This is a genomic window from Arachidicoccus ginsenosidivorans (assembly GCF_007971385.1).
In the GTDB taxonomy this organism is placed as follows: Bacteria; Bacteroidota; Bacteroidia; order Chitinophagales; family Chitinophagaceae; genus Arachidicoccus; species Arachidicoccus ginsenosidivorans.
In genome coordinates, this window is sequence record NZ_CP042434.1 from 3419405 (window position 1) to 3442974 (window position 23570).

Sequence of the window (23570 nt, forward strand, 5' to 3'; positions counted from 1 at the left end):
AGCACCTTATATATAAATAATTATAATAAATTAAGTTAATATTTCTTATTAGGATCCCAATTTTCAATTTCCTTGACCACTCCATCCAGGAACATGGAGCCCATCGCACCATCAATAATCCGGTGATCATAGCTAAGTGACAGGATCATGATATGGCGGATACCGATGGTATCACCCATCGCAGTTTCAATCACAACCGGTCTTTTCTTTATGGTACCAATGGCCAGAATGGCTACCTGTGGTTGATTGATAACAGGCGTGCCCCCCAGCGAGCCAAAAGTGCCCACATTGGTTAAGGTAAAAGTACCTTCCTGGGTATCCGTTGGTTTTAATTGATTATTACGGGCCCTGTTAGCCAGATCATTGACCGCTTTACTGAGCCCAACTAAGTTTAGATGATCGGCATTTTTAATGACCGGAACAATCAGATTACCACTGGGAAGTGCTGTGGCCATCCCAATATTAATACTTTTCTTTAAAATAATTTGATCTCCCTCAACAGAGCTGTTAATAAACGGAAATCGCTTGATAGTGCGTGCCACACAATCTATAAATAAAGGTGTAAAGGTGATCTTGGTCTTTTCACGGACTTCAAAATCCTTTTTTACTTTTTCACGCCACTTCACCATATTGGTTACATCCACCTCTGCAAAACTGGTCACAGTAGCACTTGTGTTTTGCGAGTCTTTCATATGCTTGGCAATCAACTTACGCATCCGATCCATCTGGATGATTTCAGTCTCGCCGGAAAATTGAATGGACGCACCGGCACCTGTCTCGGATGGCTGGTTGTTGGGCGAGCTGATGGCTCTTGCGCTGGACTGTCCATTATTCCTTGAGGACAGATAGTCCAGTAAATCCTTTTTGGTCAGTCGACCTTCATTGCCGGTGCCTTCAATACGGGCCAGCTCAGTGGGATCAATCCCTTCTTTGGCGGCGATGCTCATTACCAGTGGGGAATAAAAACCATTATTGCCATTACCATTATAATTAATGCTGCCTTGTTGATTATTCATGTCCTGTGTGCTGACAGGGGTGGCGGTTGGCACATAAGGCACTTCAAGCCCTTCATTTGAAGATGATTGAGTAGTTGTAGTTGGATTTGTAGCTGGCGCTTCTTTGCTTTGCGCTGCTGCAGATGTTCCGCCTACGGCTTCATTTTGCGTAGTATTTGCCCCGTTAAGCCCTGATTCAGTGGAAGTTTCAATTGTTGCAATGGTTGCGCCAACAGGCGCTACTTCATTTTCCTGAAAAAAGACTTCCTTCAGGATACCACTTACCGTGGAAGGAACTTCGCTGTCTACCTTATCGGTGGCGATTTCAAGGACCATTTCTTCCTCTTCTACTGTTTCGCCCGGGTTTTTAAGCCATTTTAGGACAGTCGCTTCTATAATTCCTTCGCCGAGTGCCGGCATTTTCAGTTCTATTAACGCCATAAATAAGTTTTTATGCCAGGATCCCTGCTGAACAGGTATTTTGGGCCTGGAAATGTACAATTAAGTTTACTAACCTGGAAATTCAGGTGTTTGATTTTCGGCTTCAATCAGCTTGCGCAGTAAATTGAAAGCCTGCAAAGAGGTGGCCTCCCGGTTATGCAGCCGGTCATAACGAAAATGACAAAGTTTGGTGACCACCTGCGCCTCACTAGCCGCGGCTATCCAGACAGTCCCTACGGGTTTTAACTGCGTGCCTCCGGTGGGGCCCAGAATGCCCGAAACAGCGATACTGTAATCAGCCTGCATGAGCTTTCTTACGTTACTTGCCATATGTTCAACCACCTGTTCGCTAACCGCCCCATACGCGTCTAAAATCTGTTTAGGAACGCGCAGCAGGTTTTCCTTGATCCGGTTATCATAGCTGACTACACTGCCATGTATATAGGCAGAAGCACCGCTAATAGCGGTTAATTGAGCGGCCAAGTAACCGCCGGTGCAACTTTCTGCTGTCGTAACAGTTTTGCCATATTTAAGAAGTAAATCGGCGATCAGTTCAGCAAAACTGATATCTTGATCTGTGACGAGTATATCGCTTAAGCTTTCCTTCATCTGCAGAAAATAGTCGTCAATCGCAGCCTTTTGACCCGGTTGGAGCGTTTCTGTAAGCCTTAAGCGTACCGCCTGGTGCCCGGGCAAATAAGCTAATTTGATCCGATCTGGCAGTGCGTTTTCCAAGGTGCTAAGGCGTTCAGCAACAAAGGATTCCCCTAGACCAATGGTGGTCATCGTTCGGTGCAGGACTTGCCCCAGTTCAAATTTATCCTGAATTGCCTTTAAAACATAATTTTCCGTAAGGCCTTTCATCTCAAAAGGGACACCGGGCATACTGAAATAGAGCTTGCCATTCTTTTCAAACTGCATTCCAGGGGCTGTTCCACGTGGATTCAACATAACGGTACACACATCAGGGACTTCAGCCTGTTTGATATTAACATCCAGCATCTGCCGATTGGAGCGGGAAAATATACCTTCTATAATTTTTAAAGAAGGCTCATGGAGGACTAATTTGCCACCAAAATATTCATTAAGAAGCGGTTTAGTCAAATCATCTTTTGTTGGTCCCAACCCTCCGGTAATCAGGATTACATCGGAGTCCTGAGACGCCTGATCCAGTGCTTGCCAGATAGCTTCCCATTTGTCGCTCACAGTGACACGTCTGGCAACCCAAACGCCAATATTATTGAGTGCCTGGCCGAGCCAGGCACCATTTGTGTCGATTACCTGGCCAATTAGCAATTCATCACCAATCGTTAGAATAGTAGCGGTTATACGCTGCATACTTGCCTTATTAGTTGGGTGCAATTTACTAAAAAATGGGGTTTATCTTTCCAAAGTAGGGAAGATTTAAGCATTTGCCCAGCAAGCTTTAACAAGAAAGTTGCTCCATAGGTAAATATATAAACACTTGAATTTGAGTATCCTATAGCATTTATACGGTCACAGGCGCATCTTCTTCCATATAATCCAGGTCCTTATGGAAGGACTCTTTCAACCGGCCGAGTGAAAATAAAGCAATGGCTACCAGTAAAAACAACATAATATAAGCTGCAGGAATCAGGGAAAAGCGTTTTACAAAAAACTCAAAAAGTAAGGTAATCGGTATGAGCGCTCCTCTGACAAAATTGGGTACGGTAGTCGTAACTGTAGCTCTTAAATTGGTGCCAAACTGTTCTGCGGCGATGGTGACAAAGTTGGCCCAATAGCCAACGCCCAGACCAATAACAAAAGCCAGGTAATTAAACTGGGTAGGGGTGATGCCCTTATAGTTCAGGTAATAAGTACAGCTACCCAAGGTAAACAGACAAAAGATTAATATGACCTTTTTTCTGGACTTTAATAACTGGGAGAGTAAACCAGCGACCAGATCCCCGAAGGAAATGCCAATATATGCAAACATAATACCGGAGCCTGCATCCAAAACACCTTTTGCCTGCAGATGCCGGCCGATTTCCGGGGCTTGAGTGAGCAGAATGCCAACAACAAACCAAAGCGGCAATCCGATCAGGATACAATGGATATATTTAACAAGCCGCTCTTTATTGCCCAGTAGCATACTAAGGCTGCCTTTTTTACCTGAGCGTTTTTGGCAGCCTGCTCAAACATACCGGATTCAAAAATACCCAGCCTTAAAAACAGCAGTACAATGCCCAGTCCACCCCCGACAAAATAAGCAGCCCGCCAGGCAAAATAATGGGACACCTGTTTGGCGGCCACTGCCCCGAATAGCCCAACAACGGCTACCATCATGGTGCCATAACCTCGCTTTTCTTTGGGCATGGTTTCTGCGACCAGCGTTATGCCAGCACCCAGTTCACCTGCCAGCCCGATGCCTGCAATAAAACGAACAAAAGCATAGGTATTGACATCGTGAACAAACCCATTGCAAATATTGGCAATCGAATATAGTAAAATTGAACCAAATAAGACTTTAATCCGGCCATAGCGATCACCCATAACTCCCCAGATGATACCACCAATTAGCAGCCCGGCCATTTGCATATTGAGGATATATTCCCCCATCTGCCGCATTTCTCTTTCCAGGACCCCGATATCCTTTAGACTCTGGATCCGGACAATAGAGAAAATAAGCAAATCATAGATATCGACAAAATAGCCCAGGGAGGCTACCAGCACGAGTAAAATTATATTTTTATTGGTTTTGTTGTGAAGCAAGGTCGCTGCCATAAAAGGTTAATTTGTGCCACAATTTACACCAAAACCCATAAAAATTAACACCCCCTGCCTTTTAATATTGAAAGAAAATCTCCGTGGCTCCAAAACCAAAACGGTGGTCAAATTGGTTGACAAAGCTTTTTACCTCCCCCGGCTTTTTAGCAGTTGGTGAATCTCTTCTTTTAATTTGCCTTTTCCCACCCCGTGAATGATAATCAGGTTGGGTTGCCGGTTGATCACGGCAATATCGTACCATTTTTCAAACTCCTTTAATTGCAGCTGGAGCATCTCATAGTGAGAGAGCCCTTTGGGTTATCCGTGATTTTGTCAATATGCAGGTCAACAACACTGCGTACTGGCGGCAAAGTTTCCTTGAATTTTTTGGCAGGGATGACTTTGTAACCAATTTTGCTTAGCGAGCTGAGATCCATATTATCAGCTTGCTTTAGCTGCTTTTCCCGGGCTGGATATTTTTCCAGCAGCATATAAGAAATCGTGGGTTCATTTTTGTCTTTGATTTCTTCTACCTTATTAAAAACCTGTTTGGGCTTTAATTTTAATTGACTTTCAAAATACTCGGCTTTTTTGTCGTCTTTTTTTAATAAGGAGAATTCAATTGAAAAATGCGGATAGTCGTTCAGGTCAGAAAAATCCATATCGTGGATATAGACATCCTTGTGGGCCAATACCTCTGATTTTAACTCAAAATCGACCCGACCATTTTTTTCGTATTGATAGTAATACTGCAGACTGTCACCGGTTTGATTCACCAGGTAAATCTTAAAATAATCCACTATATCATCACCGAACTCATCCAGGGAATATTTGGGTAAAAGCGTGAGCCACACGCCGTTTTCCGCCTTGATATGATTGGTCTGACTTTTCTTTTCCACCGGAAGCTGATCTATAAACACCTTCTCTTTTTTCGGTGCAGGCTCCTTGGGCTTTTGGGTAAATCTTTTAAAATACGGAAAATCAATCTGATCAATATATATAGGAAACTTCACTCCCCGGACTTCTACAATGACCATCTGATCATCTAAAATTTCCAGGACACGGCCTTCTTCATTTGTTTGCAGTACCAGGATTTCATCACCAACTTGATATTTCATGGCACAAAAATAATTGATTTTGGGGCAAAAGCGCGATTTGACTGTAGGAACTGAGGGGGACTTGTTCAAATTTATCAATTGGCAGATGCCGGTAGTAAAAAAAAACAGCCGCTGCTAACTTTAAAGATTGCATGCAGCGGCTGTTCGCGGTAAATTTCAGCTAAAGAAGTGCCGGTAGATGCACCTATAAAATAAAAGTCGATTATTGTATTAATACGCCCTGGCAAATAATACCCTTTGCGTACTGGGCTTGCCGGTAAGGATGCATTTGCCTTCCTCCTGAGGATTATCCAAAGGAATGCAACGGATGGTGGCTTTAGTCAGTTCCTTTATTTTTTCTTCTGTATCAGCAGTGCCGTCCCAATGAGCAGATAAAAATCCAGGTTTTTCATCAAGTAAACGGACAAAATCTTCCCAGGTATCCACCTTGGTGATATTTTCCTGTTGGAAGGCTTTAGCTTTATTAAAGATACTTACTTGAATGTCTGCTAATAGTTCAACCACTTTATCGTCGAAACCTTCCAGCGAATAAGTCGATTTTTCTCTGGTGTCTCTGCGTGCCAGCTCGGCCTGACCATTTTCCAGGTCCCGCAAACCAATAGCCATTCTTAATGGTACGCCCTTTTTCTCGTATTCTGCAAACTTCCAGCCCGGCCGCTGATTATCAGAATCATCATATTTAACACGAACACCTTTAGCCTTTAACCTATCCATTAGTGGTACAATAACGGCATCGATTTTGGCTTTTTGTTCTTCTCCTTTGCAGATAGGGACAATAACCAATTGGATGGGTGCGATTTTAGGTGGTAAAATCAAGCCTTCATCGTCGCTGTGGGCCATGACCAGCCCGCCGATCAGCCGGGTTGAAACCCCCCAACTGGTGGCCCAGACATAATCCAGCTTATTTTGTTTGTCACTGAATTTAACATCAAAGGCTTTGGCAAAGTTCTGACCTAAGAAATGAGAAGTGCCGGCCTGCAGGGCTTTCCCGTCCTGCATGAGTGCTTCAATACAATACGTATCAACGGCACCCGCAAAACGTTCACTTTCACTTTTAACGCCTCTGATTACAGGAACAGCCATATATTGTTCAACAAAATCACCATAAACATGCAGCATTTTAACGGCTTCCTCTACGGCCTCCTCACGGGTGGCATGCGCGGTATGACCTTCCTGCCACAAGAATTCAGCGGTGCGTAAAAATAACCGGGTACGCATTTCCCAACGAACGACATTGGCCCATTGATTGATTAGCAAGGGCAGGTCTCTATAGGATTGGATCCAGGTTTTATAAGTGCTCCAGATAATGGCCTCAGAAGTGGGGCGAACCACTAACTCTTCCTCTAGTTTGGCCTCAGGGTCAACGATTAATTTTCCTTTATGTTCAGGATCGGCTTTTAACCTGTAATGCGTAACCACCGCACATTCTTTGGCAAAGCCTTCTGCATTCTTTTCTTCCGCCTCAAAAAGGCTTTTAGGGACAAACAGGGGAAAATAAGCATTCACATGCCCTGTTTGTTTAAACATATTATCCAATACATCGCGCATATTCTCCCAAAGCGCAAAGCCGTAAGGTTTGATGACCATACAACCGCGTACGGCGCTATAATCAGCAAGCTCACCTTTAATTACCAGATCGTTGTACCACTTTGAATAATCCTCACTGCGGGATGTTATTTCTTTACTCATGTTAATTTATTCTGTAATATATTGCGCTAGAGTGCCTTTATATCAGGCCTTATTTAACTATTTATTAGGCTTTAAAGATTAACTATTGCCACTGATAAAAAGTCTAATAAAATAGGTTGCAAAAGTACTAACTTCGCAGTTAATTTAACAACCTAAGATTTAAAGTTTTAAATTTGACAAAAATAGCTTAAATTTAAACAGTTCATGTAGCAAAAAGGCTGATATTTACGTTATTAAAGTCTAGGAAAGTAAACAGGCTGCTATACCAAGAGCCGTCTGCAAGCATTTAAAATAAGTAAGGATGAAAATAAATTATTAACCGTTGGTATTCTGTCGCTGCTTCTGGGGAGTTGCACGGTTGTCTATCAGGCCAGGCCCGAAGATAGCTACGCCAGAAACAATTCGGCCCAGTACAACGATCAGCAGCAGTATAACGATCCATATTATCAAGGAGACGATATGGATGGCTATGATGAAAGTTGGGATGCAGATACCTCCGCTGGTGAAGAACCAAAGATTGATTTTAACAGTGGGGCCTATGATAATGGATATGTCTATAATCCGGCCTATTTTGGTGCCAATTTCTATGCAGGCAATCCCTTCTGGGGCTTAGGTCTTTATAGTGGTTGGGGCTGGGGCTCACCCTGGGGTTGGGGTTCCTATTCTCCTTGGGGTTGGGGCATCGGCATCGGCTATGGCTGGGGCGGATATTATGGCTGGGGTAGTATATACACCGGTTGGGGCGGCGCCTTTGGCTGGCCCGGATATTATGGCGGTTACTGGGGTTACCCTGCCTATGGCTGGGGCGGTTATTATGGCGGCGGCTGGGGATATTCCCCTTACGTTGTACGTAGAGCGACCAGACATTCCAATTTGGTTACCAGAGATGGTAAAACCTTTGCCAGGACGACCGTGGCCAATCGCTGGGCTTCCTCAAGAGATATGAATGTGAGCAACACAAGAGGCGTACGTTCTTATCAGCCAACGATTCGTGATGCAAGTAGCAGTACGAGAAGCAGATATGCACCTGCCACCAGAGACTATTCACAATCAAGAAGTAATAATACGATTCGTAGGACAGCGCCTACCAGAAGCTATACGCCTCCAACAAGGAGCTATACGCCACCTGCCAGGAGTTCTGCACCTACCAGAAGTTATTCTCCACCTACCAGAAGTTATTCTCCACCCGCTAGAAGCAGCGGTGGTAGTGGTGGTGGCGGTGCTACCAGAAGTACCGGCAGGAGCAGATAATGCGCTGGGGGTACAGGTAGGAAGCCATTTATAAGCAGGTAAGAATTGAGTTTAAAGATTAATAATAAAAGTGCCCGTTACCACTAAAGTGGTAACGGGCACTTTTATTATTAATCCATTTTCAAATTACCTGCTGACAGAGATTATTTGATTAATCTGAGGGCAAATGGATAACGATAGAGCTTGCCTTCTGAGGCTCTTATCGTGGCCACGATCACTAAAACGACATCAATAATACCCACAACCCAGATTAGGAGTATACCGATCAAAGAAATAATCAGGATAAGGCTGATTATCGCCATGGTAATCTGAAAATTCAGGGACTCTTTTGCATGTTCTGATACAAAAGAGGATTCATCTTTTTTGACAAGATAAATGATCAACGGGCCTAAAAAGGTACTGATGAAAGTAATCACGTGGGCAAGTAAGCCCAGGGTTTTTTCATCTTGGGTGGGAGGGGTAGGAGGAGTTGTATCCTGTCCTAAGATTGAATTATTTTGCATAAGTCGGATTTTGTTGAACTAAAGTTAACATTTTTATGGACTTTCAGCACTTTTATACCAAAAAATACCGGTTTTAGGGGAGTTAAGTGGTCCTCCAATACTGGCTCTACTGCTTATTTATACAAAACCTGCAAATTCGATTCATTTTGCTGATACAATACCTGCTCTTTACCTAAGAGATATTTGGAGATCACGCCTTCATTATAATGGCGGATGGTAAAAAGATTTAAGTCTTTTTGCAACTGCACATCAAACCATTCACTGGCTTTGATGGCAAACCGCTCAATTTTATCCGTCTGATCATCTACGGCCACCTGCAAGCTAATGGCGCCGGTCTGGATCAGGTTGGGTTTTATTTTGAGCTCCCGGAAAATCTTATACAGCCGACTCATGGGCTTTTCTTCGATAAAAGAGAAGTCCAGCGTCCTTAAATGAATCAGTGCCTGGTGCTGCTTATCAATCAGGATGGGCGGTAAATCCTTGGCAGGATGTTGGTTAATTAAAGTGCCGGGCAGTCCCGTATCCAAAAAGCATTTAACATGGAGCGGGATATTTTTATTTTGCAGGGGTTTAATGGTTTTTGGATGGATCACCTGGGCGCCATAATAAGCCATTTCAATAACCTCCTGGTAACTTAACTGCGGAATATACACCGCCTCCGGGAAGCGCCTTGGATCCGCATTCATAATACCTTCCACATCCTTCCAGATGGTTAAGTTGTCCGCCTCAAGAATACTGGCAAAAATAGCCGCACTAAAATCACTGCCTTCCCGACCCAGGGTTGTATTCTCACATTGGTCTGTAGAGCCTATAAAGCCTTGGGTAATGACAATGTCTGTCTTTTCAAAAAGCGGTAATAACTGCGACTGGACAGCCTTTTGGGTAAAATCCCAGTCTACGACGCCTTCCTGAAAATGATTGTCTGTGCGCAGTACATCTCTTACATCCAGCCATTCATTGTTTATTTTGTATTCTTTGAGGTAATAACTGATAATACAAGTACTCATTAGTTCTCCAACACTTACAATCTGGTCGTAATAATAGCTGAATTCCCGAACTGGTTTGTCGTGCAACAACCATTCTACCTCTGTAAAAAAATCTGCCAGTTGCGCGATACAGGGATTAAACTCCAGCACCAACAGGTATTTGGCAAGCGTTAAATGTTGTTTGCGAATATCTCCAAATAGCCGCAGGGCATCTTCCTTTCTGCCGGCAAAAAAAGCTTCAGCAACTGTTTCCAGTGCATTGGTTGTTTTACCGATGGCAGAGATAATAATAAGGTTTTTTTCACCTTTATACTGTTCCAGGATTTTCCCTACATGTTTTACATGGTCCACGTCCTGCACACTGGCACCACCAAACTTAAATACCCGCATGATCTATATTGTATATTGTGATAATAATAAGTTAGCCGCAAAAATACAGGTTGATGGCGACTATTTGGACAATTTGAGCAGATTAGACGAGTCTATGGCTGATTTGCCTCTTCAGCAAGCGTTAAATTGCCCAGCAATGACGCATTGAAAAAAGCGATCACTAGCACTGGGTCAACGCTTTTTCATAAACATTATGGTTTTTATCTACATGTACTAATTTGGTGAGTCGTTTTGTTTTAATGGGCCTGCCTTGTTAAATTGCTTAAATTGGCGCTTCGATCCAAAATTATCAATTAATTTGCAGCCATGGCAGAACCGATTATTTCAGTGCAGGATTTGGTAAAAAACTATGGCAGTTTCAAGGCGGTCAAGGGTATTTCTTTTGACGTAATGGAAGGAGAAATCTTTGGGTTACTGGGACCCAATGGCGCCGGCAAATCTACCACCCTGGAGATTATTGAGACATTAAGGCCAAAAACCAGTGGTAAGGTGTTCGTGGATGGGATGGATCTGGACCGGCAGGCGGCAGAGATAAAAAAAATTATTGGTGTCCAGTTGCAGGCTGCAGGTTATTATCCAGGGCTAAATCTGTATGAACTGGTACAAATGTTTGCTGGTCTTTACAATCAAAAGGTAGATCCACTCGAACTCCTGGATACAGTACAACTAAGAGATAAGGCTAAAAATAAGTTCAAGCAGCTTAGCGGCGGTCAAAAACAGCGCTTTTCTATTGCCACTACCTTGATCAATAAACCCAAGATTATCTTTTTGGATGAACCCACTACGGGGCTGGATCCGCAGGCCAGACGTAACCTCTGGGATTTGATCAGAGAAATTAAAAGTAGAGGAACGACGGTCATATTGACAACGCATTATATGGACGAAGCAGAATTTTTATGTGACCGGATTGCCATTGTTGATGCAGGCAATATTATTTCACTGGATACGCCCGATCAGATGATTGATGATTTAGTGGCTACCGGGTTTGAAAGACCTAAACAGGTGAAAATGGCCAATCTGGAGGATGTATTTTTGCATCTGACGGGTAAAACACTCAGAGATATTTGATGGAGAAAAGAGATAAGATAAGATAAGAAGTGCTTGAATAAGTGACCCGTTGTAATTTTAGTCTCAGCCCTGGAAAGAAACACCCAGCTCTTTTATAAATGCATACAATTTGCTAAGCTAAAACCTAAATATATACCCTATGTCTACATCAAATACCACCCCCGAATTACAAAATCAACCTTCCCTGGAACAGTTGCGCTATCCTATAGGGCATTATAATCCTGCACCATATAGTGAAGCCCAGAAAATAAAATGGATTTCGGATTTGCAGTCGCTGCCTGCCTTGTTGGAAATCGCTGTGCAAAGCCTGGATGCGCCTGCCTTACACACGCCATACAGACCTGGAGGCTGGACCATTCAACAGGTGGTACATCATGTGGCCGATAGCCACATGAATGGGTATATCCGCTTTAAAATGGCACTGACTGAAGATAAACCAGTTATCAAATCTTATGAAGAACATTTATGGGCCAACCTGGAGGATACAAAGGGGTTACCGATTAATATATCACTGACCCTACTGCATAGCCTGCATCTGCGTTGGGTAAAAATTTATGAATCCCTTCAAGATGAAGATTGGCAAAGGGAAATGATCTATCCCGGCTCAGGGGAAGCGATTAGCATTTATACACACCTGGGCATGTATAGCTGGCATGGCCGCCACCACCTGGCTCATGTAATGGAGCTGAAAACCAGGATGGGCTGGCAATAATAATGAAATTTAAAGGGACATAAATCCAAGAATCTTAAACGGAAAAAATAAAGAAAAATAAACAATGGAAGCGCAAGAAAATACAGACAGTTTAAAATGGAAGACCCTGGATTCAGACTATCTGTTCAAAGAAGATTGGTTCACTGTCCGAAAGGATACATGCGAAAGAACAGATGGTAAAATTATCGATCCTTACTACGTATTTGAATTTCCCGAGTGGGTCACAGCGCTGGCTGTTACCGCTGATGGTAAGGTTTTAATGGTGCGTCAGTATCGGCATGCACTGGGAGAAGTCGGCATTGAACTTCCAGGCGGCTGTGTAGATAAGACAGATGAAAACTTCGAGGATGCTATCAGAAGAGAACTACTGGAAGAAACGGGCTATGCCTTTGAATCCGCCCATTATTTAGGGAAGATCAGTGCCAATCCTTCCACCAATAGTAATCTGATGCACATGTTTGTCGCAACGGGTGGTCGCAGGATCAAAGAGCAGGATCTGGATGAAAATGAACAGATTGATGTTCTGGAAATTAGCTTTGAGGAGCTTATCACTTTAGTAGAAGAAAAAAGAATTAATCAGGCCATGCATATCTCCACCATCTTGTATGCACTACGCTATTTAGGCAAACTTACGCTCACCCCCTGATCACTATTACATTATTTATTGTATGCAGTCCCAACCCATTAAGATTGTTGTCATTGGACCGGAGAGCACGGGTAAGTCCAGCCTCTGCCAGGCATTGGCAGCGCATTATAATACCTGCTGGTGTCCGGAATATGCCCGGCAGTATTTGCAAGAACAAGGCAGGGATGGGCATTATGAAGAAAAGGACTTGCTTTGCATTGCCAAAGGGCAGATAGCACTCGAAGACAGCTGTTTTTCCAGGGCAAAACAAAACAAGGACCGGTTTTTATTTATTGACACAGATATGTATGTCATGAAAGTCTGGAGCGAATTTGCCTATAACAGATGTCCTCACTGGATGCTTAATCAAATCGCTTGCAGACAGTACGATTATTATCTGTTATGCGATATTGATTTGCCCTGGACGCCGGATCCATTAAGGGAATACCCGGATCCACTTATGCGCCAAAACCTTTTTAACCATTATCAGGATCTGTTAGTGCATCAGGCGACGCCATTTACCTTAGTCCAGGGAAAGGATGCACTGCGCTTGCATCGTAGCTTAACAGCCATAGAAAGAAAGTTCGGTTCATAGCCCAGGGGTTCAAAGGGAAGAGCAGAAAGCAGCAAAACAATCCTAAATTGGAAATAGCAAACCCATAAAAAGCCGGCAGGATACAATTGGTATTAACCTACTTGCATTCTGCCGGCTTTTTTGAACCTAATTATGGGTTTAGCTGTAAATTTTAACTACTTATTTTGACCGCTTAATTTTGCGGGGAAGACCCTTCGTCTGTGCCATTATCATCCTTTTCATCTTCGGATTTGCTTTGCCTTATTTGCTTAAGACCATTGTTTCTTTTTGCCATATAATATAGTGGGAATCCTACTGCTACGATAATCAGCCCACCAATGACATAATCTCTTGTATAGAAAATAAGTAGGATACAGAAAGCGGCGCTGATCAAAACGTATAATGCAGGCAGCACGGGATATAAGGGCGCCTTATAAGGTCTTTCGACGTCCGGCATTTTTTTGCGTAATCTAAAAATACCAATAATGGTCAGCATATAAAATAAAACGACAACAAAGGAAACCATATTTAGCAAATCGCCATATTTTCCGCTCAGACAAAGCAGGCTCGCTACCACGCATTGAATCCAAAGTCCGTATTCCGGCACTTCATTTTTATTCAGACGGCCGGCTTTTTGGAAGAAAAGCCCGTCTTTGGCCATGGTATAATAAACCCTGGCTCCCGCCAAAATAAGCCCATTATTGCAGCCAAATGTAGAGATCATAATCATGATAGCCATAATCAACGTTCCTGCAGGACCGAAGGCTTCCAAAGAGGCCGCAACGGCCACTCTGTCATTGGTGGCATAGGCAATATCATGTAGTGGAAGTACGGCCAGATAAACTAAGTTGACCGCCAGATACAGTAACGTCACTAAAAGGGTACCCAAAAAAAGACTGAGCCCGACATTTCTTTTAGGGTTTTTAATCTCTCCGGCAATAAAAGTTACATTTTCCCAGGCGACACTACTAAAGACAGAACCTACCATGGCGGCCGCTACTGCGCCAAATGCGGCCATAATGGTATAATCACTGAAACTACCATCTGCATTCAGCATATGCAGATCCATTGCGTTATGCCAGTTGGCTGTCCATACATCGGATTTGAAAGCCATAAAGCCAAAAAGGATCAGACCGGCCAGCGACAAAATCTTCACGATGGTGAAAAAGGTCTGAATAATCTTGCCATTGCGGATCCCTTTGGTATTCAGCACGGTCAGGAATATAACAATCGCAATTGAAAGTAATTGAGCGGCACTGATCTGGAAGGCGCCCAGGTGCATCAAGATGACATTTTCCCCGACCTGGGGAAACAAATAAGCAGTAAACTTGCTAAAAGCCACGCCTACCGCCGCGATAGTGCCCGTTTGAATGACAGAGAAAAAGCTCCAGCCATATAAAAATCCTACCAGGGGATTATAGGCCTGCTTGAGATAAACATATTGACCGCCTGCCTTTGGAAACATAGAACTGAGTTCCCCATAACTGACCGCGGCAAGAATAGTCATGATACCGGTGATTACCCATACCAGAATCATCCAGCCGGCACTTCCCACATGGCGCGTGATATCAGAAGAGACAATAAAAATACCGGATCCGATCATGGAGCCTGCGACGATCATGGTCGCATCCATCAGGTTCAAAGAATGTTTAAAACCGGGTTTTTGGTTACTCATGGTACGCTTTGGAAATTAATAAATAAGGTTTTTATCAATAAAAGAAAGAATCTTACTTGTTGCGCCCGCACTTTGCTGCATAAAATCTGTGGCTGCCTGACAGGCCTTGTGGTAGTACTCCCGATCCTGCAATAGCTCATTAAAGGTTTCCTCCAGTTCCAACACATTGTCCACCGCAAATGCGGCCCCGACTTTTTCCATTTCCACCGTTTCTTTAAAATGCTCATAGACCGGCCCAAATACCACCGGTTTGCCATAAACGGCAGCTTCCAGCGTATTGTGGATACCGTCCTTTCCAAAACCGCCCCCTACAAAACAGATAGTGGCATAATGATATAAACGCTTGAGCTTGCCGATATTGTCAATAATCAGGATATGCACCTTGTCAAACTGCTCCGGGTTTTTGAGATAATCACTGTAAAGCATACTGCCAGGGTATAGTTCCAGACAACCTTCCAGGCGGTCTGGATCAATCTCATGAGGGGCAATGATAAAGCGGATTTCCGGGTGAGCGATGACAAAGTGACGTAATTCATTGTCGTCCTCCGGCCAGGTGCTGCCCGCCACAATCACCGCATGATCAGCACAGAATCTATCAATGCCCGCTACAGGTGTCCAGTGATCCCTTACAGATAAGACCCGGTCTACCCGGGTATCGCCTGTAAGCGTTACATTCTGGATATGGATCTGTTTTAAAAGCGTAACTGAGTTTTCATCCTGGACAAAGATATGGCTGTAAAAACCGAGCATTTTTGTATGCAGCAGGTTACCATACCACTTAAAAAAAGGTTGTTGCTTTCTAAATAAGGCAGAAACCAATAAAAGGGGAATTTTCCTTTCATGGATCGCCTTGAGGTAGAAATACCAGAACTCATATTTAACAAAAACGACCAGTTTGGGTTTGGTGATTTTTAACCACTTTCTGGCATGGTAATGACTGTCAAGGGGCATATAGAAGACCCAGTCGGCCCCCGAATAGTTTTTATGGATCTCATAACCAGAAGGGGAGAAGAAACTAAGCAGGATTTTATGATCCGGATGTTCAGTTTTTAATGATTCCAGTAATGGTCTGCCTTGTTCAAATTCCCCCAGTGAAGCGCAGTGAAACCAGATAACCGGTGCATCATTGCCTTTAAAAGCCTTATTTAACTTCTTAAAGATCTTTTTTCTGCCATGATACCATAGCCGTGCCTTTTTATTAAAAACCGAAGCGATTTCTACGCCCGTAGCATATAAAAATAAAAATATTCTATACAGAATAAGACCCATGCAATTAAGTATTAATATGAGATTGAATACAAGTTAGGATATTTTCTTTATCTGAAGGACAAAACCATCTAAAATCTTGTTGTTTTTTAAACCAAGTGATTTGCCTTTTGGCGTAGTGGCGGGTATTTTGCTGAATAAGTGCGCTAACCGCTGACAGAGAAGTTCGACCTTCAAAATAGTCGTACCATTCCTTATAGCCAACCGTTTGCAGGGCGTTTAAATGGCGTAGCGGATACAGATCACGCACTTCATTTTCAAGGCCCTGAGCAATCATGACATCCACTCTTTGATTAATGCGCTCATAGAGCTGCTCCCTGGGTAAATCCAGCGCTATATTTAATACCTGAAAATCCCTGGGTTGCTTTTCGTTTTTACGAAACGCAGTAATAGAGTTACCGGTGGTCCTGATAAATTCAAGGCCACGCATTAGTCTTTGCGGGTTCATTTTTTCGGCCTGTTGCCAAAATATGGGATCTTCCTGTTGAACGGCTCGCTGCAGCCATGCAAGTCCTTGCAGCTGATACTGCTGCGTGATTGCCTCCCGAATATGATCTGGGGTAGCAGGCATCTGATCGATCCCTTCCGTGAGTGCCTTAATATATAAACCTGTGCCACCCACCATAAAGACAATCCGATGCTTCTTAAATAACCGGTCCAGCAGTTCAAGTCCGTAATTTGCAAAGACGCCGGCATTAACCTTGTCATAAATGCTATGAGAGGCAATAAAATGATGTGGCACCTGAGCTAGTTCTTCTTCGTCAGGCCGGGCTACTCCAATATTTAACTCCTTAAAACATTGTCTGGAATCAGCCGAAAGGATCTCCGTATTAAAGGCCTTAGCCAGCCAGATGCCCAGTGCTGTCTTGCCGGACGCCGTAGGGCCGGCAAGGACGACCAGCGTCCGTTGAAAAGGCCGCGTGAAAGAATGATCGGGTATAGTTAATTCGGATGTTTGCATAGGCACCATCTTCATGTTTATATCAGGTGGATGGCGAACATCCGGCAGATTTAATGATAATTGGCAACTTTAGAACTTGAGTGGGTTTGATAAAGTAATTTCAAGTACCCATCAGGTTATAGGCTTGCTATTCGTTATTTAGAAATTACATAATTATGGATATCCTCCAGTTTGATCTTTTCGCCAGCAAGGATAATCAGTCGTTCTACGACGTTTCTGAGTTCCCTGATATTGCCTCGCCAGTTATGATCCTGCAAGGCCTTAAGGGCATCTTTGTCGATTTTTTTAACGGGCTGTCCATAATCCTGGGCGATGTCTTCCAGAAATTTTTCGACCAACAACGGGATATCTTCACGACGATTATTCAAGGAGGGGTATGGATCAGAATTACACCAAGCCGGTGATATAAATCCAACCGGAAATTCTTTTCCTCTACTTCTTTGAGTAAGTCCTTGTTGGTGGCGGCAATAACGCGCACATCCACACTGATTTCCTTTTCCCCACCTACGCGCTGAATCTTGCCTTCCTGCAATGCGCGTAGCACCTTAGCCTGTGAACTGAGGCTCATGTCGCCGACTTCATCCAAAAAGAGGGTGCCGCCATTGGCTTGTTCAAATTTTCCAATATGTTGCTTTACAGCGGAGGTAAAGGAGCCTTTCTCGTGTCCAAATAGTTCACTTTCAATTAGTTCTTGCGGGATAGCTGCACAATTGACCTCCACCAAAGGTTTGTTTGCCCGGTTGCTTTTGGCATGAATCCACCTGGCAACCAATTCTTTACCCACACCATTCTCGCCGGTTATCAGTACCCGGGCGTCCGTTTCTGCCACTTTGTCTATGGTGGCCTTGATCTTATTCATTTCTTCGGACTGTCCGATCATCTCCTGGACTTTGGCCACCCTTTTTTTGAGCGTCTTCGTTTCTTTGCTCAGTACATTTTTGTCCGTAGCGTTTCTAATGGTAATCAACAGACGGTTCAGATCTGGCGGTTTAGAGATAAAGTCAAAGGCGCCTTTTTTGACCGCTTCTACGGCAGATTCAATATTGCCGTGGCCACTGATCATAATAATAGGGGTATCTTGATTTAGCTCCATAGCCCTTGTCAGAAATTCCATACCATCGAGCTTGGGCATTTTTATATCACATAATACAACATCGTAGTTATTTTCTGAGAAATGTTTCCAGCCGTCTTCACCATCAATGGCCTCATCTACCTTATAACCTTCAAAGGTCAGAATCTCATGAAGGGTCTTTCTGATGGCTTTCTCGTCATCAATCACTAATATTTTTGCCATAATGTATCAACTTAAGCGCTAATATTGCTTGTTTTTTAAGGGTTACAATTTATCTGCGAATATAGTTTTTTTTGCCTAAACCTAATTACCATACGCTTTATATAAAAAATCGGGGAAATTTGTTCAGTCCTGGGATTGAGCTAATGGGTCTTTTTCAGGATAAAAGAAGAATTAATTGGTATAGTCGCTTGATTGTCTTATCTTAACATTGAGTTTGATGATCTTGGCAAGGTTGTTGAATCTTATTGATTAATCCTTATTTATCACATTTAAAACTATTCATTATGAGTGCAAAACATATTTTGGTGGGAACGATTTCCGGTATTGTCGCAGGAGCTGTTGTAGGCCTGATGCTGGCACCGCAGTCAGGCGAAGAAACCCGCAAGCAGTTAGCCGATTCCACCAGAGATTTAAAGAATAAATTCAACAAATGGACGGAGAAATCCTTAGAGGAACTTGACGACCTGCAGGAAGTCTTTAAATCAGAAGTGGCCGGTGTTAGCGATGATGTACGTGAGCGCGTGCTTAAGTTGATTAAAAAAGTAAAGCGTTCCGCAGATCAGGTTTCAGAAGAAGTGGCAGAAGCTTAAAACACCTCCTGCCCGAAGTAGTCGAGCTGTTTTTTAAAAAAAATGGCCAGTCGGTGAAGATTAAAAGGTAAAATCATTACATCGAGTAACTAAAAGGCCTTTGACTTGATTTTTGATCAATTATAATTCCTTTAGAGATAACAGTACCCAAAATAAGCCTTGTAGCATGCAAACATGTTTAATCAAGCCTATGCTTGGTTCCTTATACATAAAACCGGAATTATAACCCTTCGCTTCACGAACACCAACATATAAAATGAGCATTTCTAATTGAACTGTAAAGTTAATTTTAGAAATGCTCTTTTTGGTTTTTGGCATTTAAGGCACAGCAGTAGCATTCATTTAAAGGTCGCCTGTCTGTTAAGAACTGCCTCCGGCTGATTAATTTTATTTTGAAAGTAATTTTGAGTGATTTATATTTACGGAACAATAGGTTGATATGGACTTGTTGTAATTGCTATTCAAATTCGAAATGATATGTTGAAAATTAAAGCCAATAAAAACAAAGGCGGTGTTCTTGTTATTATAGGAGCCCTGTTCATTGGGGTGTTAATGTCTTTTTCATTTACACAACCCAAACACAATTTTAAAGTCCTGCCCCAGGATATAACCAGAGATAGCCTGATGGGGATCATGCACGGGTTTAATAAGGCCCTGGGGTAAAATGTGGATTCTGTCACGCGAAGAGCAAACTGGATTCCACAAAGCTTGATTTTGCCAGTGATGAGCTAAGGCATAAAGATTTTGCCCGTCACATGATGCAAATGACCGCAGCGATCAACAAGGATTATTTTAATTTCCGTAATTCAAGTCGTCCGGATACCATTCAGGTCATTACCTGTGTGACCTGTCACAGAGGCAACAAACATCCGGTAAGTTCCATTAAAGATATGGGGCCAGATCATTTTAAAAAGATGGGACCCGGCCATATGCCAGGAAGTAAAGACGGCCATCCTAATGTGCCACCACCACCTCCAGGAGCAAATCAAAAGGAAGGATAAAGGTAGCGTCATCGTTAATGATAGAAAAATAACAGTTTGCAGCTCAGTCAAATTTGACTGAGCTGCAAACTGTTATTTTTCTTTGGGTACATATCATTGCCTTTGAGCTGGACAAAGGTTTATCCTATGACTTCTGTGATTAACAAAAAGCTATTTTGCTTAGAGGATCCACAAGTTTTCTGATAGTGCGGTGGAAATAAATAGCAAGACCAATCTTGCTGCAATACGATCTAAAACAATAAAGGTATATATCCTGGCCTGGCATTGTAAATTGAGTGAGATTTGGATAGGAGTTCGTTATTTTTGAACGATGCAAAATCTTTACTGGCTCCCTGAAAAAAATTAGGTAATAGCCGGGTTCAATCTGCGAATCTGTCCAGCCCTTCTCTGTGCCCCAATTTATACCAGAGGTATAAAAATAGCCCAATAAAGGTCATACAAATAAATAGGTCAATCTTATCCACGCTTAAAATTGAAGCTTCATATTTTATAATAAAGGGCCGAATTAGGGTGTTTGGTTTTTCGTTTATAGCGGATGTAAATAGGTAATTATACAGATTATACATAAAGTGGATACCCATACAGTAATATAGTGACTGGGTCTTGTAATAAGCAAAGCCTAAGGTGACTCCACCCAAAAAAGCAATTATATAATGGATCGGGTCTGAATAAATATGACCCGCTGAAAAATAAATGCGGCAATGAATATGACCTTCCAATAGCTTATTGAAAACTGGTTCAGATACGTAATTATAAACCCTCTGAATAAGAGTTCTTCCGTAATGCAAACAAATAAATTGCTTATTATTCCAATGAGTATAAGGTGTAATATGATAGGATTTAGTCCGATAAATCTTTGTTCAAGTGCTACGATTTGAAACCCATTTGCATAATAGCATAAACCTAAAGTAATTGCCAGCATTACCATCATAATGAATGCTCCTTCATAAAACAGGACATCCCCTGTTGTTTTGATTGCCATTTTAGCTTTAGGTAAATAGGAAAAAAGTGTTTTCTTATGATGATCAATATGATTATTGGCAGTATAAGAAAAGGAAGATTTTTAGAAAATCATGTATTGTATGCGATGGATATGGTAGAAAGTTGACAGGTATTGATAAAGGCCCCCTATAATATATAAAACAAAATATGGCAAAAGTAACGGAAGTACATGTTTGAATTTAAATTTCATCTAAAAGTGCTTTTCATCGAGAAAATTAACCGCTGGTTTTATAATGTGTGTTCTTCTCCCTGTGCATACTAACTTTATGTTTTTATATACAAGCGGTATCAATGCATTATAACAGGTAAATCTTTGTACGTTAATGAAAGATAGATCGTTACAAATATACCTCTAATAATAAATAAGGGGAAAATATAGGCTGTATTTTTAAGGTCATTTGCTGTTACTGATTGAACAAAGGGATCGGGGCCATAAGTGGGAGGGAACCAGGATGCATCCTACGTTAAACGGCTCTTCATTGCTTTTATAAAAAAAGGCAATTATGAAAATTTAGGGAAAAGAACCCTGCTTTCAAATTGCCTTATGCCTGTAATGTATAACCTGGCGTAACTAAAAATTAATTTAAGAAAGCACTGCAAAAGCGTGTATGATTTGACTGGTCAAATGATCCAAATCATTTCCACGCCTTTGATTATTACAAGCCGCATCTGAGTTGCAGATGCGGCTTGATTATATGTCTATGAAGGTAAACTGTTAAATAAGCTGTTAAATGATCCTGGGGCCGCCAGCCTTGGTGGATGCGCTGGCTTTATCAGCGTATTTTTTAAAGTTTTCAATAAATAATCCGGCGAGCTTGCGCGCCTGCAAGTCATAGGCAGCTTTATCGGCCCAGGCTTCTCTAGGGTTTAGCACGACATCGGGTACACCTGGACATTTTTGAGGTTTCATAACACCAAAGACCTCGTGTTCAACATAAGGGACCCCTTCCAATTCATTATTAATGGCCGCATTTACCATCGCCCTGGTGTATTTAAGATCAAGCCTTTTGCCGGTACCGTAGGCGCCGCCACTCCAACCAGTATTGATCAGCCATACATTAATTTCAGGGTGTTCCTGTAGATTGCGTCCGAGTAATTCAGCATACTCTGTAGGATGCAGCGGCAGAAAAACATGCCCGAAGCAGGCGGAGAAAACCGTCTGTGGCTCATTAATCCCGACTTCTGTGCCTGCTACTTTTGCCGTGTAACCGCTGACAAAATGATACATTGCCTGTCCCCTGGAGAGCTTGGCAATAGGGGGAAGTACCCCAAATGCATCACAGGTCAGAAAGAAAATGTTTTTAGGTAAATTGCCAAATGAAGGATGCTTGGCATTACTGATATAATTGATCGGATAAGCCGCTCTTGTATTTTCTGTAATAGATGCGTCATCATAATTGACGCGGTTTTCTTCTGGATAAAAGCACACATTTTCAAGTAAGGTACCTTTGCGGATGGCTGCTGCAATTTCCGGTTCTTTTTCCGGACTTAGGTGTATGCATTTGGCATAACAGCCGCCCTCGAAGTTGAAAATGGCATTTTCCGCCCAACCGTGTTCATCATCCCCGATAAGCGCCCTGTCGTGGCTCGCACTGAGCGTCGTTTTCCCTGTGCCACTGAGTCCAAAAAATAAGGCCACATCCCCTTTTGGGCCTTCATTGGCCGAACAATGCATCGATAAAACCTTATGGTCGTGAGGGAGCAAAAAGTTCAATACACTAAAAATTCCTTTTTTAATTTCTCCTGTATAGGCAGTGCCACCGATTAATATGACTCTTTTGGTGAAATTAACGATGGTAAAGTTCTCTGACCTGGTCCCGTCGTTTTTGGGATCGGCCATAAATCCAGGTGCCTGAATAATCTGCCATTTTGCCTGAATGGACTGCTCGTGGGGATCAGTGGTAATAGCCTGGTCAATAAAGAGATTGTGACAGAATAGATTGGCCCATGGCGTCTCATTGATGACCTGAATGCGAAGATTGTACTCGGGGTAAGCGCATGCGCTTACTTCCCGGATCCAAATTTCCTTATCTGCAAGATAATGGATTACCTTTTCGTACAGATGGTTAAATACGGCGGTACTAATGGGGATATTCACAGCGCCCCAATCCACCGAAGTGGAGGTGATGGCATCTTCTACAATAAATTTGTCTTTTGGGGACCTGCCGGTAAATTTGCCTGTCTGAACGGCAAGGGCGCCTTCCTTGCTTAATTTACCCTGGCCCAATGCCAAAGTCTGCTCTTCAAGTTGTTCAGGTGAAAGGTTGTAATAAATTTTTTTTGCATTAAAGGTATATGGCTGTTTAGCGGGTTTAGCTGTAGCCCTTTCGGATAAAGGTTGCATAACTGGATTCAAATCTTTTATTTTATAAACGTACATTTGTTAGTATGTGCAAGGTAGTAAGAAATTCTTGAGTACAAAGGATTTCTATTAATATTTTTCACTGTTAGAACATGGATGCATGATTTTATAACTTAGTTCCCCAAAAAAAAAAATTCAAAAAAATTGTCAGACATTTTGTGCTTAAAACCCCATTAAATTTATAGAGTATTATATTAGGCCTAGCATGACGTATATTATTGTTAGATAATGTGTTGTGGGTAGTTAATTATCCAATAAAAAGCAAGGGCACCAGAATATCACTTCAATGCTGTTGAAGATAAACTCGCTATTAACCATTAACACGCATTAGTTTAGATTC

At 42.5% G+C, this 23570-nt stretch carries 22 protein-coding genes and 1 pseudogene; 8 read left to right on the plus strand and 15 right to left on the minus strand.

Going from position 1 to position 23570, the window contains the following annotated elements; all coding sequences use genetic code 11:
- Positions 1 to 35 precede the first annotated feature (35 nt).
- The 6 genes from FSB73_RS13740 to proS form a co-directional block, all read right to left on the minus strand.
- Positions 36 to 1436, minus strand: coding sequence for a dihydrolipoamide acetyltransferase family protein (locus FSB73_RS13740; protein WP_146783271.1), 1401 nt, complete (start codon positions 1434 to 1436; stop codon positions 36 to 38).
- A gap of 69 nt (positions 1437 to 1505) precedes the next feature.
- Complete coding sequence (locus FSB73_RS13745) at positions 1506 to 2774, minus strand: CinA family nicotinamide mononucleotide deamidase-related protein (RefSeq protein WP_146783274.1); 1269 nt, start codon at positions 2772 to 2774, stop codon at positions 1506 to 1508.
- Positions 2775 to 2925: 151 nt separating this feature from the next.
- Positions 2926 to 3549, minus strand: a complete 624-nt coding sequence (locus tag FSB73_RS25040; protein ID WP_225974000.1) for an MFS transporter — start codon at positions 3547 to 3549, stop codon at positions 2926 to 2928.
- Positions 3498 to 4181 (minus strand): MFS transporter, encoded by a 684-nt coding sequence (locus FSB73_RS25045; protein WP_225974001.1) that lies wholly within the window; start codon positions 4179 to 4181, stop codon positions 3498 to 3500. Before FSB73_RS25045 ends, FSB73_RS25040 begins: the two co-directional genes overlap by 52 nt.
- A 257-nt stretch (positions 4182 to 4438) precedes the next feature.
- Entirely contained in the window at positions 4439 to 5281 is an 843-nt protein-coding gene (locus FSB73_RS13755; protein WP_225974002.1) for a hypothetical protein, read from the minus strand.
- 210 nt (positions 5282 to 5491) lie between these two features.
- Complete coding sequence (gene proS, locus FSB73_RS13760) at positions 5492 to 6970, minus strand: proline--tRNA ligase (protein WP_146783277.1); 1479 nt, start codon at positions 6968 to 6970, stop codon at positions 5492 to 5494.
- Positions 6971 to 7429: 459 nt separating this feature from the next.
- Between proS and FSB73_RS13765 the strand changes: the two genes are divergently transcribed.
- Positions 7430 to 8221, plus strand: a complete 792-nt coding sequence (locus FSB73_RS13765) for a hypothetical protein (RefSeq protein WP_146783280.1) — start codon at positions 7430 to 7432, stop codon at positions 8219 to 8221.
- 143 nt (positions 8222 to 8364) lie between these two features.
- On the opposite strand, the gene FSB73_RS13770 is transcribed toward FSB73_RS13765, so the two are convergent.
- Positions 8365 to 8724 carry a DUF4870 domain-containing protein gene (locus tag FSB73_RS13770; RefSeq protein ID WP_146783283.1) on the minus strand — a complete coding sequence of 120 codons (360 nt, stop codon included), beginning with the start codon at positions 8722 to 8724 and terminating at the stop codon, positions 8365 to 8367.
- Between the two features lie 113 nt (positions 8725 to 8837).
- On the minus strand, positions 8838 to 10100 hold the full coding sequence (locus FSB73_RS13775; protein ID WP_146783286.1) for an aspartate kinase: 1263 nt from the start codon (positions 10098 to 10100) through the stop codon (positions 8838 to 8840).
- A gap of 306 nt (positions 10101 to 10406) precedes the next feature.
- On the opposite strand from FSB73_RS13775, the gene FSB73_RS13780 reads away from it, so the two are divergent.
- The 4 genes from FSB73_RS13780 to FSB73_RS13795 all read left to right on the plus strand — a co-directional run bounded on the left by FSB73_RS13780 (position 10407) and on the right by FSB73_RS13795 (position 13100).
- Positions 10407 to 11168, plus strand: a complete 762-nt coding sequence (locus FSB73_RS13780; protein ID WP_146783289.1) for an ABC transporter ATP-binding protein — start codon at positions 10407 to 10409, stop codon at positions 11166 to 11168.
- A 139-nt stretch (positions 11169 to 11307) separates the two neighbouring features.
- Positions 11308 to 11880: a YfiT family bacillithiol transferase gene (locus FSB73_RS13785; RefSeq protein ID WP_146783292.1), complete on the plus strand. Its 573-nt coding sequence runs from the start codon at positions 11308 to 11310 to the stop codon at positions 11878 to 11880.
- 64 nt (positions 11881 to 11944) lie between these two features.
- Complete coding sequence (locus FSB73_RS13790) at positions 11945 to 12526, plus strand: NUDIX hydrolase (protein ID WP_146783295.1); 582 nt, start codon at positions 11945 to 11947, stop codon at positions 12524 to 12526.
- 22 nt (positions 12527 to 12548) lie between these two features.
- Positions 12549 to 13100 (plus strand): AAA family ATPase, encoded by a 552-nt coding sequence (locus FSB73_RS13795; RefSeq protein ID WP_146783297.1) that lies wholly within the window; start codon positions 12549 to 12551, stop codon positions 13098 to 13100.
- A 172-nt stretch (positions 13101 to 13272) separates the two neighbouring features.
- Here the strand turns inward: FSB73_RS13795 and FSB73_RS13800 are convergent, their stop codons facing one another.
- From FSB73_RS13800 to FSB73_RS13815, 5 genes are all read right to left on the minus strand, one after another.
- Positions 13273 to 14754 carry an APC family permease gene (locus FSB73_RS13800; RefSeq protein WP_146783299.1) on the minus strand — a complete coding sequence of 494 codons (1482 nt, stop codon included), beginning with the start codon at positions 14752 to 14754 and terminating at the stop codon, positions 13273 to 13275.
- Positions 14755 to 14769: 15 nt separating this feature from the next.
- Complete coding sequence (locus FSB73_RS13805) at positions 14770 to 16023, minus strand: 3-deoxy-D-manno-octulosonic acid transferase (RefSeq protein WP_146783302.1); 1254 nt, start codon at positions 16021 to 16023, stop codon at positions 14770 to 14772.
- A 4-nt stretch (positions 16024 to 16027) separates the two neighbouring features.
- The gene (gene miaA / locus FSB73_RS13810) at positions 16028 to 16981 is read right to left on the minus strand and encodes a tRNA (adenosine(37)-N6)-dimethylallyltransferase MiaA (RefSeq protein WP_146783305.1); all 954 of its coding nucleotides are present in this window, start codon (positions 16979 to 16981) and stop codon (positions 16028 to 16030) included.
- Positions 16982 to 17115: 134 nt separating this feature from the next.
- Complete coding sequence (locus FSB73_RS25050) at positions 17116 to 17349, minus strand: hypothetical protein (protein WP_225974003.1); 234 nt, start codon at positions 17347 to 17349, stop codon at positions 17116 to 17118.
- A complete protein-coding gene (locus FSB73_RS13815; RefSeq protein WP_225974004.1) occupies positions 17346 to 18275 on the minus strand; it encodes a sigma-54-dependent transcriptional regulator in 930 nt (309 codons plus the stop codon). The genes FSB73_RS25050 and FSB73_RS13815 overlap by 4 nt, the downstream gene beginning before the upstream one ends.
- A gap of 284 nt (positions 18276 to 18559) precedes the next feature.
- Between FSB73_RS13815 and FSB73_RS13820 the strand changes: the two genes are divergently transcribed.
- From FSB73_RS13820 to FSB73_RS13830, 3 genes are all read left to right on the plus strand, one after another.
- Entirely contained in the window at positions 18560 to 18865 is a 306-nt protein-coding gene (locus FSB73_RS13820; protein WP_146783308.1) for a YtxH domain-containing protein, read from the plus strand.
- Between the two features lie 477 nt (positions 18866 to 19342).
- On the plus strand, positions 19343 to 19528 hold the full coding sequence (locus FSB73_RS13825) for a hypothetical protein (protein ID WP_146783311.1): 186 nt from the start codon (positions 19343 to 19345) through the stop codon (positions 19526 to 19528).
- 29 nt (positions 19529 to 19557) lie between these two features.
- Positions 19558 to 19866 (plus strand): photosynthetic reaction center cytochrome c subunit family protein, encoded by a 309-nt coding sequence (locus tag FSB73_RS13830; RefSeq protein WP_146783314.1) that lies wholly within the window; start codon positions 19558 to 19560, stop codon positions 19864 to 19866.
- A 359-nt stretch (positions 19867 to 20225) separates the two neighbouring features.
- Here the strand turns inward: FSB73_RS13830 and FSB73_RS27650 are convergent.
- Together FSB73_RS27650 and pckA are read right to left on the minus strand one after the other, a co-directional pair.
- Positions 20226 to 20848 (minus strand): annotated as a pseudogene (locus FSB73_RS27650) (CPBP family intramembrane glutamic endopeptidase).
- Positions 20849 to 21595: 747 nt separating this feature from the next.
- Positions 21596 to 23212, minus strand: coding sequence for a phosphoenolpyruvate carboxykinase (ATP) (pckA, locus tag FSB73_RS13840; protein ID WP_146783317.1), 1617 nt, complete (start codon positions 23210 to 23212; stop codon positions 21596 to 21598).
- Between the last annotated feature and the right edge of the window lie 358 nt (positions 23213 to 23570).